12 protein-coding genes are annotated in these 13,333 nt (G+C 64.3%); 7 read left to right on the forward strand and 5 right to left on the reverse strand.

Annotation, left to right across the window (positions count from 1 at the left end):
• From thrC to LGQ03_RS12870, 4 genes are read left to right on the forward strand one after another with little or no spacing between them, the layout of a single operon-like run.
• Positions 1–1,386: a threonine synthase gene (thrC, locus tag LGQ03_RS12855; RefSeq protein WP_226748729.1), complete on the forward strand. Its 1,386-nt coding sequence runs from the start codon at positions 1–3 to the stop codon at positions 1,384–1,386.
• The gene (locus LGQ03_RS12860) at positions 1,383–2,645 is read left to right on the forward strand and encodes a M16 family metallopeptidase (RefSeq protein WP_226748730.1); all 1,263 of its coding nucleotides are present in this window, start codon (positions 1,383–1,385) and stop codon (positions 2,643–2,645) included. The genes thrC and LGQ03_RS12860 overlap by 4 nt, the downstream gene beginning before the upstream one ends.
• 2 nt (positions 2,646–2,647) lie before the next feature.
• Positions 2,648–3,229, forward strand: a complete 582-nt coding sequence (locus LGQ03_RS12865) for a GNAT family N-acetyltransferase (protein ID WP_090158574.1) — start codon at positions 2,648–2,650, stop codon at positions 3,227–3,229.
• A 29-nt stretch (positions 3,230–3,258) separates the two neighbouring features.
• Positions 3,259–4,671, forward strand: coding sequence for an FAD-binding oxidoreductase (locus LGQ03_RS12870; protein WP_226748731.1), 1,413 nt, complete (start codon positions 3,259–3,261; stop codon positions 4,669–4,671).
• 148 nt (positions 4,672–4,819) lie between these two features.
• Here LGQ03_RS12870 and LGQ03_RS12875 read toward each other — a convergent pair whose 3' ends face one another.
• A complete protein-coding gene (locus LGQ03_RS12875; protein WP_090158576.1) occupies positions 4,820–5,350 on the reverse strand; it encodes an adenine phosphoribosyltransferase in 531 nt (176 codons plus the stop codon).
• A complete protein-coding gene (locus LGQ03_RS12880; protein WP_226748732.1) occupies positions 5,347–6,225 on the reverse strand; it encodes an S-methyl-5'-thioadenosine phosphorylase in 879 nt (292 codons plus the stop codon). Before LGQ03_RS12880 ends, LGQ03_RS12875 begins: the two co-directional genes overlap by 4 nt.
• A gap of 134 nt (positions 6,226–6,359) precedes the next feature.
• Here LGQ03_RS12880 and LGQ03_RS12885 point away from each other — a divergent pair, with 134 nt between their 5' ends.
• Positions 6,360–7,982 (forward strand): SulP family inorganic anion transporter, encoded by a 1,623-nt coding sequence (locus LGQ03_RS12885; RefSeq protein ID WP_090158578.1) that lies wholly within the window; start codon positions 6,360–6,362, stop codon positions 7,980–7,982.
• 19 nt (positions 7,983–8,001) lie between these two features.
• Here LGQ03_RS12885 and LGQ03_RS12890 read toward each other — a convergent pair whose 3' ends face one another.
• Positions 8,002–8,607: a flavin reductase family protein gene (locus LGQ03_RS12890; protein WP_090158579.1), complete on the reverse strand. Its 606-nt coding sequence runs from the start codon at positions 8,605–8,607 to the stop codon at positions 8,002–8,004.
• Positions 8,608–8,681: 74 nt separating this feature from the next.
• Between LGQ03_RS12890 and LGQ03_RS12895 the strand changes: the two genes are divergently transcribed.
• Positions 8,682–9,179, forward strand: a complete 498-nt coding sequence (locus LGQ03_RS12895) for a GNAT family N-acetyltransferase (protein WP_226748733.1) — start codon at positions 8,682–8,684, stop codon at positions 9,177–9,179.
• A gap of 42 nt (positions 9,180–9,221) precedes the next feature.
• Positions 9,222–10,010, forward strand: a complete 789-nt coding sequence (locus LGQ03_RS12900; RefSeq protein WP_226748734.1) for an EcsC family protein — start codon at positions 9,222–9,224, stop codon at positions 10,008–10,010.
• On the opposite strand, the gene ptsP is transcribed toward LGQ03_RS12900, so the two are convergent.
• Together ptsP and LGQ03_RS12910 are read right to left on the reverse strand one after the other, a co-directional pair.
• Positions 10,007–12,250, reverse strand: coding sequence for a phosphoenolpyruvate--protein phosphotransferase (ptsP, locus tag LGQ03_RS12905; RefSeq protein WP_090158582.1), 2,244 nt, complete (start codon positions 12,248–12,250; stop codon positions 10,007–10,009). The genes LGQ03_RS12900 and ptsP overlap by 4 nt on opposite strands.
• A 136-nt stretch (positions 12,251–12,386) precedes the next feature.
• Complete coding sequence (locus tag LGQ03_RS12910; protein WP_226748735.1) at positions 12,387–13,211, reverse strand: class I SAM-dependent methyltransferase; 825 nt, start codon at positions 13,209–13,211, stop codon at positions 12,387–12,389.
• Positions 13,212–13,333: the final 122 nt, after the last annotated feature.

Raw genomic sequence — 13,333 nt, forward strand, 5'->3', positions numbered from 1 at the left:
ATGCGCTATATTTCCACCCGTGGGCAGGCCCCTGTCCTGACGTTTGAACAGGCGATGCTGACCGGGTTGGCCCGCGACGGCGGTCTGTATGTGCCCGAATCCATCCCGACGCTGTCGACCGATCAGATCGCCGCCATGGCGGGGCAGAGCTACGAAGAAATCGCCTATACCGTGATGCGCCCGTTCATCGGTGATACCTTCAGCGACGACCAGTTCCGCGACTTGATCGCGCAGGCCTACGCCGGTTTCGGTCACGCGGCCCGCGCGCCACTGGTGCAACTGGCCCCCAATCATTTCCTGCTGGAACTGTTCCACGGCCCGACTCTGGCGTTCAAGGATTTCGCCATGAAGCTGATCGGCCAGATGTTCGAGGCCGCCCTGACCCGGTCCGGCGACCGCGTGACCATCGTGGGGGCGACGTCAGGCGACACCGGGTCCGCTGCGATCGAGGCGTTTCGCGGTCTCGACGCCGTGGATGTCTTTATCCTGTATCCGCATGGCCGCGTGTCAGAGGTGCAGCGCCGCCAGATGACGACGCCCACCGAATCCAACGTCCATGCCATCGCGGTGGACGGCGATTTCGATGACTGTCAGGCCATGGTCAAGGACATGTTCAACGACTTTCAGTTCCGCGAGGACGTACGCCTTGCCGGTGTGAACAGCATCAACTGGGGCCGTGTTCTGGCGCAGGTGGTCTATTACTTCTCCTCTGCTGTCTCACTGGGCGCACCCCTGCGCGAGGTCAGCTTTACCGTACCGACGGGCAATTTCGGCGATGTCTTTGCGGGCTTTATCGCCAAACAGATGGGCCTGCCGATCCGTGATCTGGTCGTCGCCACCAACACCAACGACATCCTGCACCGCACGCTGGAAACCGGTGCCTATACCAAGGGGACGGTCACCCCGACGATCAGCCCTTCGATGGACATTCAGGTCTCGTCCAACTTTGAACGCGCGCTGTTCTACGCCTACGGGCAGGATGGCGCAGCCGTCGCAGGCCAGATGGATGACCTGAAACGGGGCGGGTTTACCGTGTCCCAGGGGGCCATCGACGCGCTGCGCGAAACCTACAAATCCGGCCGGGCCTCCGAACAGGAAACATCGGACGCCATCACCGCCTACGTGCGCGACCACGGTGAATTGCTTTGCCCGCATACCGCAGTGGGCACCCATGTGGCCGAGGCGCATCTGGGCACCACGCCCATGGTGACGCTGGCGACGGCGCACCCGGCGAAATTCCCGGCAGCGGTGGAACGCGCCACAGGCATCCACCCCCCCTTGCCCCCGCGCATGGCCGACCTGTATGACCGCGACGAACGGATCACACGGGCCGCACACGACCTGCCCGCCATCCAGAAAATCATCAAGGATCGGATCGCCACTTGACCATCGAGCTGCACACGCTGTCCAACGGCCTTCGCGTCGTCACCGAACACATGCCCGGACTGGCCTCGGCCTCGGTCGGGATCTGGGTGAACGCGGGCGGACGGCACGAAACGGCATCCCAGAACGGCATCGCGCATTTTCTGGAACACATGGCGTTCAAGGGCACGAAACGGCGCAGCAGCCTGCAAATCGCCGAGGCGATCGAGGACGTGGGCGGCTATATCAACGCCTACACCAGTCGCGAGACGACGGCCTATTACGCCCGCGTGCTCGAGGCTGACGTGGGGCTCGGCATTGATGTGATTTCCGACATCCTGCTGAACCCCCTGTTCGAGGACCGCGAGATCGAGGTCGAGCGCGGTGTGATCCTGCAAGAGATCGGGCAGGCGCTGGACACGCCGGACGACATCATTTTCGACTGGTTGCAGGAAACCGCATACCCCGGCCAGGCCCTTGGTCGCACCATTCTGGGACCAGAGGAACGTGTCGCGCAGTTTACCCGCGACGATCTGACGGGCTTTGTCGGTCAGCACTACGGCCCGAACCAGATGATCCTCGCGGCCGCCGGTGCCGTCGATCATGACGCCATCGTGGCCGAGGCGGAACGCCTGTTCGGTCACCTGCCGCCCGCACCCCGCGCCGGTCTGATCGAACCCGCCCGCTTTGCCGGGGGCGAACGCCGCGAAACCAAATCGCTGGAACAGGTTCATTTCGCACTGGGATTCGAGGGGCCGGACTACCGCGACCCGGAAATCTACACCGCGCAGATCTACGCCAGCGCGATGGGTGGCGGCATGTCCTCGCGCCTGTTTCAGGAAATCCGCGAAAACCGCGGGCTGTGCTACACCATCTTTGCCCAAGCCGGTGCCTATGAGGATACCGGCATGACCACGATCTACGCGGGCACCAGCGCCGCCGAGATCGCCCAACTGGCCACCGTGACGATTGACGAGATGAAACGCGCCGTCGATGATCTGTCCGCCGCCGAGGTCGCCCGCGCCCGTGCCCAGATGAAGGCAGGGCTGTTGATGGGGCTTGAAAGCCCGTCGAACCGTGTCGAACGTCTGGCCCGTGTGCTGGCAATCTGGGACCGTATCCCGCCACTGTCGGAAACCATCGAACGCATCGACGCCGTGACCACGGGTGACGTGCGCAAATTCGCCGAACGCACGCTGCAGTCCGGGGCCGCGCTGACCCTTTATGGTCCGTCCAACGACGCCCCCACGCTGGATGCGCTGCGGGCGCAGATTGCGGCCTGACGGTGCTGCGCGCGCGCAAGGTGCGTCTGGAAACGGAACGGCTGACGCTGCGCGCGCCCGTCCACGCCGATTTTCGCGCCTGGGCTGCCCTGCGGCGTGACAGTGCAGATTTCCTGCAGAAATGGGAGCCGACGTGGGCGGCTGACCATTTCAGCCGCAAGAGTTTTACCAACCGCGTCTATTGGTCCCAGCGGTCGATCACGCAGGGCACCGCTGTTCCGCTGTTCCTGATCCGCCGTGACGACAACACACTGCTGGGTGCGATCACGCTGGACAACATCCGGCGCGGCCCTGCGCAGGCAGGGACCACAGGCTACTGGATCGGCGCGCCCTTCGCGCGTCAGGGCTACATGCGCGAGGCGATCGAGGCCGTGGTGCACTACGCCTTTACGAAACTCGACCTCAGCCGGATCGAGGCAGGCTGCCTGCCCGAAAACACCGCGTCGCGTCGCCTTCTGGAACAAACGGGCTACAAATACGAAGGGGTGGCGCAAAGCTATCTGCAGATCGACGGGCGTTGGCGCAACCATGTGCTCTACGCCAACCTGCGACACGACCGACGGGGCAAGACGGACGCCGGTTAGGCCGTCCGGCCCGATAAATGGGGCAAGACATGTTTACACCAGCCACTGACGCCAACCTCGCGGACCTGCGCGCGGCCCTGCCGGACGGCACGTTCAAGGATGCGACAGACAGCTACCTGACCGAACCGCGCGGCCGCTGGCAGGGGGCCGGCACCGTCGTTGCCCCCGCCACCACCGACGCGGTGTCCCGCATCCTTGCCTATTGCAACGACCACCGCATCGCGGTCGTGCCCTACGGTGGCGGGACGGGTCTGGTCGGCGGACAGTTGATGGGCGAGGGGGCCGTGCCGCTGGTGCTGTCGCTGGAACGCATGACCGCCATCCGTGACCGGTTCCCGTCCGAGAACGTGCTGGTGGTCGAGGCGGGCGCCATCCTTGCCGACGTGCAGGCCGAGGCGGAACGCCTAGGCCGCCATTTCCCGCTGTCGCTGGCCTCCGAAGGATCGGCGCGCATCGGCGGTTTGCTGTCCACGAACGCAGGCGGCGTGAATGTCCTGCGCTATGGCAACGCCCGCGCACAATGTCTGGGGCTCGAGGTGGTACGCCCCGACGGCACGATCTGGCACGGGCTGACGCGCCTGCGCAAGGACAACACCGGTTATGACCTGCGTGACCTGTTCATCGGTGCCGAAGGCACGCTGGGCATCATCACGGCTGCCGCCCTCCGGATGGTGCCGCAGCCCGTGCGCATCGGTGCGGCAATGATGGCCGTGCCTTCGCCGCAAGCCGCCCTCGATCTGCTTGGCATCGCGCAGGGGCGGTTGGGCGACGGTATCTCTGCGTTTGAAATCATCCACCGTCAGGGCCTCGATTTCCTGGCCGAGGTCGGGCCGGATGTGAAACCGCCCTTTGCCGAAACGCCCGACTGGATGGTGCTGATCGACGTGGGCTTGCCCGCGGGCCTGTCGCCGGACACGGCGCTGGAGGATCTGTTCACCGAGGCCGTCGCCGCCGATCTGGTCATCGACGGCGTCATCGCGCAATCCATGGCCGACCGCGCCGCGTTCTGGAAAATCCGCGAAAGCATCCCCGAGGCGAACCGCCGCATCGGGTCGATCAGTTCGCATGACATCTCTGTCCCGCTCAGCGCGGTGCCTGAATTCATCGCGCGGGGCGCACCGGTGCTTGCCGAAATCGGGCATTTCCGGATCAATTGTTTTGGGCACCTTGGCGATGGCAACCTGCACTACAACGTTTTTCCAATGCCCGGCCGCAACCGCGCCGATTACGAGGCCGAACGCCCCGCCGTGAAAAAGGCGGTGCACGATCTGGCCCATGCCTTTGGCGGGTCAGTCAGCGCCGAACACGGTGTCGGCAGGCTCAAGGTAGGTGATCTGGAAACCTACAGCGATCCTGCCAAGCTGGCGATGATGCGCGCGATCAAGGATGCGCTGGACCCGCACGGCATCATGAACCCCGGAGCCGTGCTGCGGCAGGCCTAGCCTGTCGGCTTAACCATTCGTTCACCCGAATCGTTCAAACAGGTCGCAGCGGTAAATCCGCTGCACGTGTGGGTGCAATGACCCCGCTGCGGGCCTCGAACGGGCCAAACTGGCAAAGTCAGCGCAGCGGGGGCGTCTTGCTTTTGGCCTATTCGCCTGCGTAGGCACACAGCGCATGGACATCCATGTTCATGCCTTCCAGCTTGGCCCGTCCGCCCAGGTCGGGCAGGTCGATGATGAACGCACAGCCAACGACCTCTGCACCCAGCTTTTCGCACAGCTTGATCCCGGCCTCGGCGGTGCCGCCTGTCGCAAGCAGATCGTCCACGATCAACACGCGTTCACCCGGCTGCAACGCGTCATCGTGAATTTCGACGACCGCCTCGCCGTATTCCAGCGTATAGGCCTGTTCGATGGTCCGCGCGGGCAGCTTGCCCTTTTTGCGGATCGGCACGAACCCCTTGGACAGCTGGTGCGCGATGGCCCCGCCCAGAATGAAACCGCGCGCCTCCAGTCCCACGACCTTGTCGATCTGCATGCCCGCATAGGGGTGCAGCAACTGGTCGATCGCAATGCGGAACCCGCGCGGGTCCGCAAACAGGGTCGTCACGTCGCGGAACATGATCCCCTCATGCGGGAAATCGGGGATCGTGCGGATATAGTCTTCGACGGTTTTCATGTCTTGTCCTTTGGGGTCAGCACACGGCCAGCGACCGCATCCAGTTTTGCAATCAGATCGGGGTCGCGCCGGTCGGGCGCGGTCATGATGGCATGGGTCAACGCAGTATCACAGCCCACGGCGCAGCCTGTTGGCAGATCCGCGGCCAGCGCCACCACCAGATCACGGGCCTTGGTGCCGTTGCCCTGCAGGGTTGCGATCACATCCGATACGTCCACCGCCCCGTGGTCGGGGTGCCAGCTGTCGAAATCGGTGATCATCGCAACCGAGGCATAATGCAGCTCTGCCTCGCGGGCGAGCTTGGCCTCTGGCATGTTGGTCATGCCGATCACGTCGGCCCCCCAGACGTCACGGTACATCACGCTTTCCGCACGGGTGGAAAACTGCGGACCTTCCATCGCAAGGTATGTGCCACCCGCGTGGACATTGATGCCCACACTGCGGGCCGCCGTCACACAGGCCGCCGACAGTGCGTCGCAGACCGGGTGTGCCACGCTGACATGACCCACACAGCCGGGGCCAAAGAATGATTTGTCCCGCGCAAACGTCCGGTCGATGAACTGATCGACCACCACGAAATCACCCGGCGGCATGTCCGCCCGGAACGATCCGCAGGCCGACAGGCTGACCACGTGGGTGCAGCCCAGCCGTTTCAGCGCGTCGATGTTCGCGCGGTAAGGGACGGACGTCGGCGTATGCACATGCCCACGCCCATGACGTGGCAGAAACGCCAGCGGCTGATCGCCCAGCGTGCCGGTCAGGATTGCGTCCGAGGGCACACCAAAGGGGCTATCGACGTCCTGCCACGCGGCGTCCGCAAGGCCGGGGATGTCATACAACCCCGATCCGCCGATAATACCTAACCTGCCGCGCATGTCGTCCCCTGCGTTGTGCCCGTCCCGTTGTGACCACTGCGCCCGTGCCGCGCAACCACTAAGCCCGTCGGGGGTGACAATCGCGGCCCCGTGTCGTAGGGGCGGCACAACAGATTTCAAAGACAGGTTTTCCTATGGCCCGCCGCGCGCTCTTGGCGAATTTCGCCGATTCCATCGCCCTGACCGATCCCAGCGCCCCGCTGACTGCCGGTCGGCTGCGGATCGAGGTTCTGTCAGGCCTCACGGTGGCCCTTGCCCTCGTCCCAGAGGCGGTCGCTTTTGCCTTTGTCGCGGGCGTGCCGCCGCTGGTGGGCCTTTATGCCGCGTTCATCGTCGGCCTCGTGACCGCACTGATCGGTGGGCGTCCGGGGATGATTTCCGGGGCGACGGGTGCGCTGGCCGTGGTCATGGTCAGCCTCGTTGCCGTCCACGGCATCGAATACCTCTTTGCCACTGTGGTTTTGATGGGTCTGATCCAGCTGGTCGTCGGTATCATGCGCTGGGGGAAATTCATCCGGCTTGTGCCACACCCGGTCATGCTGGGCTTTGTGAACGGGCTGGCCATCGTGATTTTCATGGCGCAGCTGTCGCAATTTCAGGTGCCCGGCACCGCCGTCGCGACCGGACATGGCATGTCGGGTGGCGAATGGCTGTCTGGCCTGCCGCTGATCATCATGCTGGTCCTGACATTCCTGACCATGGCGATCATCTGGCTGATGCCCAAGATCACCAGTTTTGTCCCCGCCCCGCTGGCCGGGATCGGGATCGTCGCGGCCATCGTGATCCTGTTCGGTGTGGATACACCCGTGGTCGGCGACCTTGCATCCATCGAGGGCGGCCTGCCGCCATTCCACATTCCGCAGGTGCCGCTGACACTCGAGACGCTTCAGATCATCCTGCCCTACGCGCTGATCCTCGCCGCCATCGGCCTGATCGAGAGCCTGCTGACACTGAACCTGGTCGGTGAAATGACCAACCAGCGTGGCGGTGCGTCACAGGAATGCATCGCACAGGGTGCGGCCAACACGATCACCGGGTTCTTTGGTGGCATGGGCGGCTGCGCGATGATCGGTCAGTCGATGATCAACGTGAAATCGGGCGGTCGGACCCGCGTCGCCGGGATCGCCGCAGCCCTGTTTTTGCTGGCGTTCATCCTGTTCGCATCCGGTCTGATCGCGCAGATCCCGCTGGCGGCACTCGTGGGCGTGATGTTCATGGTGGTGATCGGAACCTTTGCCTGGAACAGCTTTACCATCATGCGCAAGGTGCCCAAATCCGACGCCTTCGTCATCGTGCTGGTGACCGTCGTGACGGTCATGACCGACCTCGCCACCGCCGTTCTGGTCGGTGTGGTCGTGTCGGCCTTGGTCTATGCCTGGGGCAACGCCAGCCGCATCTACGCCAGCACCTACACCACACCGGAAGGTGCCAAGGTCTACCAGATCCAGGGGCCGCTGTTCTTTGGCTCTGCCGAAGGTTTCTCCGAACTCTTCAAACCAGAAGAGGACCCCGGCTTGGTGATTGTCGATTTCGAAAACAGCCGCGTGGTGGACCAGTCGGCCTTGCAAGCAATCGAGGCTGTCGCCGCGAAATACAACGCGGCAGGCAAGCATATCCAGCTGCGCCACCTCAGCCGCGACTGCCATCGCCTGCTGTCAAAGGCGGGTCACCTGATGGTCGACAGCGACGATGACCCCGATTATGCGCTGGCCGTCGATTACTCGGTGCGCACGGGCATTTTCGGCGCGGGCCACTGACCCGCGCCCGCCGTCCCGGTCATTCGCCGGGGCGGCCCATCTCGAACACGTTTTCCACCACCGAAAAATCGCGATACCCCAACCGGCTGACCGGCTTCACGGCGGTAACGTCGAACATCCCGTCCTTGATGAACCGATCATCGATGTGGATGCCCACCACCTCGCCGAACACGGCATAGTTGGCGGCACCTTCCAGCTTGATGATCTGGCGCAGTTCGCATTCCAGCACGGCGGGGGCTGCGGCGACAAAGGGACAGTCGATTGTGGTGCACTGGCCTTTTTCCAGACCCGTCAGTTCGAATTCGTCGACATCCGCGCGCCAGCCGCCGGAACTGTGGTTCATCTGCTCCTTGAGGTCGAACGACACCACGTTGCAGGCAAACACGCCGGTGTCATTGATATTGGCCAGCGAATCCTTGGTCCCCGGACGGTCGGGTTTTGCGCCCAGTGACGCGAACATCACCTGCGGCGGCGTATAGGCGACGGCGTTGAAAAACGAATAGGGGGCCAGATTGTCCCGCCCGTCCGCGCCGCGTGTCGAAATCCATCCGATGGGGCGCGGTGTCACCAGCGCGTTGAACGGGTTGTGCGGCAGGTCGTGGCCGTCTTTGGGGCGATAGAACATGGCGGTCTCTTTCCTATGGGTCGATACAAGTTTAGCCTACCCACAAGGCACGACCAGAGCAGAAGACGAACAGCATGGATATCACCACCGCACAAGAGCGGCCCGACGACCACTGGGAGGTCGAGGCCCTCTATGACCTCTGTTTTGCGCCCGGTCGGACCGCCCTGTCGTCCTATCGCCTGCGGGATGGCGTCGATCCCGTGCCGCAACTGTGCCTTGTCGCCCGCGATGGCTATGGTCAGGTCGCGGGCGCGATCCGTCACTGGCCCGTCTGCGTGGGCGGCAAGCCTGCGGTTCTGCTTGGCCCCGTGGCCGTGCACCCCACTCACCAAGGCGAAGGCATCGCGGCCCTGCTGATCTGGCGCTGTCTCGAAATCGCGGCCAAGGCGGGTCATCCGCGCATGATGCTGGTCGGCGACGAACCCTACTACGGCCGTTTTGGATTTTGCCGCCTGACCGATGTGACCATGCCGCCCCCCACCAACCCTGACCGGGTCTTGGGGATTGCATTGCGGCGCGGTGGCTGGGACGGCGTGACAGGGTCCGTGACATCGGCCACAGATTGCAAATGAACGCGGCACGCATATCTTTGTGACAGCGCTGCGGAGGCTGACATGACCAACCCCGATTCCACGACAGACGATCACCTGCCCCTCACCGCCGAGGTCGAGGACCGTATTCGCGCCTTGGCGCACCGCCAGCGCCGGGCCAATGGCCTGATGATGCGGGCGATCAATTTCGTGGGCGGGCAGGTGGATGATACGCTCAAACTGTTGCCTGCCGGCGCGCGCGGCCAGATCGACACCGCCGTGCGCGCGGCATTGGAACGCAGTTTCGACATTGCCGCCAGATCACGCGAAGGGGCCGCCGGTCAGGCCGTCCAATCCGATGCCGCCCACAAGGCGATGGCGACCCTGTCCGGGGCCATCGGCGGCTTTGGCGGGTTGCCCACGGCGCTGGCGGAACTGCCCGTGGCCACCACGATGATCTTTCGTGCGGTGCAGGGTGTCGCGGCGCAGTACGGCGAGGACCCGACCAGCATGCAGACCCGCATGGATTGTCTGGCTGTCTTTGGTGCCGGCAGCGCCCAGGGCGAAAGCATCGACACCGCCTTTATCGGGGCGCGGCTGGGGCTGACGGGGGCCGCGGTGCATGGCCTGATCGGGCGCGTCGCCCCGCGTTTCGCGACCCTGCTGACGCAGAAACTGGCGACACAGGCCGTCCCGATCCTGGGGGCTGCCGCCGGGGCCGGGACCAATTACGCCTTTACCCAGTATTTCGTCGAAATGGCCCATGTGCATTTCGGCCTGCGTCAACTGTCGCGCCGCCACGGCGAAGACGCGGTGCTGACCCTGTTTCACGCCACGCTCAGCGACGTGCGCCCACCCGCCAAAACCGCCTAAAGCCGGCTTTTCAGATAGCCGCTGACGGCGTCGCGCGCGGACAGATCACCCTTGGCCCAGGCGTCGTCCATGACGGCCCGCACCTCGTTCAGATCGACACGGCGCAGCAGGTGTTTCACGGGGCCGACCGATGCAGGCCGCATCGACAGGGACCGGAATCCGCAAGCCGCAAGGCAGATCGCCTCCAGCGGGCGGCCCGCATCCTCGCCGCAGAACGACAGGTGGGTGCCCGCATCGGCGCAGCGTTTGACGACCATTTGCAGGAACGTCAGGAAACTGTGGTTCAGCGTATCATAGCGACGCCGCACCCGTTCGTTTTCGCGGTCAGCGGCATAGAAAAACTGTTTCAGGTCGTTGCCACCGACCGAGATGAAATCGACCTCCTGGAAAAACGCATCCGGGGCGAACCCCAGCGACGGCGTTTCCAGCATGGCGCCCACGTTCAGCGGCGCGGGCAGGGGGTTGCCCAGGATTTTTTCGCGGGCCAGAACCTTGTCCAGTTCGGCGCGTGCGGCGCGGTATTCCGACAGCAGCGTGATGAACGGGAACATGACCGTCAGCGGCCCGCCGTTTGCGGCCCGCACCAGCGCCTGTAGCTGCATCCGCAGGATGCCCGGCTTGTCCAGACCGACCCGGATCGCACGCCAGCCCATCGCTGGGTTGGGCTCGTCGTTGGGTTTCATGTAGGGCAGGACCTTGTCCGACCCGATATCCAGCGTCCGGAATGCAATCGGTTTGCCACCCGAGGCCTTCATCACCCGCGCATACAGCGCCGACAGCTCTGACCGCTTGGGCATGTGGCTGCGGATCAGGAATTGCAGCTCCGTGCGAAACAGACCCACACCCAAGGCACCCGACCCTTCGAGTGACGGCAGGTCCGCGAGCAGGCCCGCGTTCATGTAGAGCCCCAGTTTCGTGCCGCATTGCGTCAGCGCCGGTTCGTCCCGGATCGACGCATAGCGTTCCTGCGCGCGCGTCTGCATCGCCAGCTTGTCGCGGAACGCGGCGTGCACGGCTTCGTCAGGGCGCAGGTGCACGACGCCCTGATCGCCGTCCACCAGAATTGGGTCGCCGTTCAGCGCCTCGGTGGTGATGCCCTTGGCGTTGATGACCAGCGGGATCGCCCAGGCGCGCGCCACGACGGTTGCATGGCTGCCGACAGAGCCTTCTTCCAGCACGATGCCGCGCAGTTTCTTGCCGTAGTCCAGCAGCTCTCCGGGGCCGATATTGCGCGCCACAAGGATCGGATTGTCCGGCATGTCGGCACCCGTGTCCTTGCCCTGTCCCGTCAGGATGCGCAGCAGGCGGTTCGACAGGTCGTCCAGATCGTTCAGCCGTTCGCGCATATAGGCGTCGCCGGCCTGGTTCAGCCGCGTGCGGGCCAGCGATTGTTCCTTTTCCACCGCGGCCTCGGCGGTCAGACCGTTGCTGATGTCGGCTTCCATCCGTCGCATCCAGCTGCGCGAATTGGCGAACATGCGGTAGGCCTCGAAAATCTCCAACTGGTCAGTGGTCATTTGCCGACTGCCCGACAACAGCGCATCGACCGAGGACCGCAGTTCCTCGACCGCGTCGCGCAGACGCTGCAATTCCAGATCGGGATCGTCCGAGATCGGGTTGGTGACCACGACCCGTGCCTCGTGCAGGAACACATTGCCCGACGACGCGCCCTCTTGTGCGATCGACCCGCGGAACAGCACCGGGTTCTGGTGCCGTGCGGACAGGGCCGCACCTTCACCGATGAATGCGCCCAGTTCGGTCATCTCGGCCAGCACCATGGCCACGACTTCCAGCGCGTAAACCTCGTCGGCACTGAATTCGCGGGCGTCCTTGGATTGCACGACCAGCACGCCCAGCGCATCGCCCAGCCGCTGAATGGGCACGCCGCAGAACGACGAATACCGTTCTTCGCCGGTTTCGGGCATATAGCGGAAACCGCGCGCGCTGGGGGCGTCGGCGGCATTGATGACCCGCCGGGTCCGCGCCACGCGACCGACCAGACCCTCGCCCAGCCGCAGCCGGGTCTTGTGCACGGATTCCTCGGCCAGACCCTGTGTGGCGCACAGTTCCAGTGTCTCGTTGTCCCGGAACAGATAGATCGAACAGACCTCGGTCTGCATCGAACTGGCGATCAGACCAACGATCTTGTCCAGCCGTTCCTGTCCCTCGCCACCCTCGGCCAGCGCATGACGCAACCGTTCCAGCAGCTTGCGGCTCTCTGATTCAACGCGCTCCGGCATGCAGCCCCCAAACAAATTCGGACCACCTATAGGCGATTGCGTGGGGGCGGGGGAAGGTCAAAGGTCCGGTGCATCCAGTCTGTGCCAGCGCTTTGGGCGAATCCGTCCGTCGGGGAACGGTGAACGGGCATTTGTATCATCGTGGATTGCGCGACTGCATCCACAGCCAGGGCGTCGGGCCAATGCGCCATTCCCAAAGGCACAACAGACGATCAAGGTCGGACAGCTGTTCCATCCAGTCGGGCAGGGCGGCCGTGTCAGCGCTGCGCCCGATCCGCTGCACGCTGTGGGTCCGGGCAAAACGCTGCGTCATCTCGTCCGACAGGCCGGGGGTGAAACAATCGTGCACCTCGACCAGGATATCGGCATGGGTCAGCGCCGGGGCCCGTGCGGGGTCCAGCAGCACCGCCTCGGCCCCTTCTATATCGCACAGGATCAGCGTGCGCTGGTCTGCACAGACCGCAAGATCGGCATGGTCCAGCGTGCCATGAACCGTGACCCGCCCGTCGACCCCGTTGCGACGGGCCAGCGCCGCGCAGGCGGCCCGTGCACCTGGATTGCTGTCGCAGGCCATGACCCGCGTATCCGGCATCTGCCGCGCAAGGCCTATGGCGTAATAACCCTCTGCACAGCCCACATCGACGACCAGCGGATAGGACTGTGCGATGATCTGCTCGAAAACCGGTGCAAGCGATGCCTCGTAGCACCCGATCAACCGCGCCACGCCTGCGCCTTCGGTTGCTTGGGTGTCATAGATCAGACCCTCGAACGGACCGGACAGCACGTTGCATCCCTCACGGGCAGTCAGCGTGTTCTGGATCAACCTTGCGCGCCATTTCGCCAGATGCCGCAGTGCCTGCTCCAGCCGTCCTGCGTCAGGCACCCCCTCCAGCAACGCCAGCACGTCACGGGTGACCGCCTGCGTCAGCGCGCTGGGTTTTTCCGATCGGCCGTTCGGCATGCCGCCCCCCGCCTGCTACTGATCCGTTTTGCGGCAGCGTCGCTGATCACACGGCGCGAAGCAAAGAAAAACGCGCCGCGATCTCCCGATCGCGACGCGTCATCTGCAAATCCGGCGCTGAT

The sequence above is a fragment of the Loktanella gaetbuli genome (assembly GCF_020531945.1).
In the GTDB taxonomy this organism is placed as follows: domain Bacteria; phylum Pseudomonadota; class Alphaproteobacteria; order Rhodobacterales; family Rhodobacteraceae; genus Loktanella; species Loktanella gaetbuli.

What these genes read in the sequence shown, in the direction of transcription:
- thrC (WP_226748729.1), top strand. Translation starts at nt 1, where the DNA reads ATGCGCTATATTTCCACCCGTGGGCAGGCCCCTGTCCTGACGTTTGAA.
- LGQ03_RS12870 (WP_226748731.1), top strand. Translation starts at nt 3,259, where the DNA reads ATGTTTACACCAGCCACTGACGCCAACCTCGCGGACCTGCGCGCGGCC.
- LGQ03_RS12875 (WP_090158576.1), bottom strand. Translation starts at nt 5,350, where the DNA reads ATGAAAACCGTCGAAGACTATATCCGCACGATCCCCGATTTCCCGCAT.
- LGQ03_RS12880 (WP_226748732.1), bottom strand. Translation starts at nt 6,225, where the DNA reads ATGCGCGGCAGGTTAGGTATTATCGGCGGATCGGGGTTGTATGACATC.
- LGQ03_RS12885 (WP_090158578.1), top strand. Translation starts at nt 6,360, where the DNA reads ATGGCCCGCCGCGCGCTCTTGGCGAATTTCGCCGATTCCATCGCCCTG.
- LGQ03_RS12890 (WP_090158579.1), bottom strand. Translation starts at nt 8,607, where the DNA reads ATGTTCTATCGCCCCAAAGACGGCCACGACCTGCCGCACAACCCGTTC.
- LGQ03_RS12895 (WP_226748733.1), top strand. Translation starts at nt 8,682, where the DNA reads ATGGATATCACCACCGCACAAGAGCGGCCCGACGACCACTGGGAGGTC.
- LGQ03_RS12900 (WP_226748734.1), top strand. Translation starts at nt 9,222, where the DNA reads ATGACCAACCCCGATTCCACGACAGACGATCACCTGCCCCTCACCGCC.
- ptsP (WP_090158582.1), bottom strand. Translation starts at nt 12,250, where the DNA reads ATGCCGGAGCGCGTTGAATCAGAGAGCCGCAAGCTGCTGGAACGGTTG.
- LGQ03_RS12910 (WP_226748735.1), bottom strand. Translation starts at nt 13,211, where the DNA reads ATGCCGAACGGCCGATCGGAAAAACCCAGCGCGCTGACGCAGGCGGTC.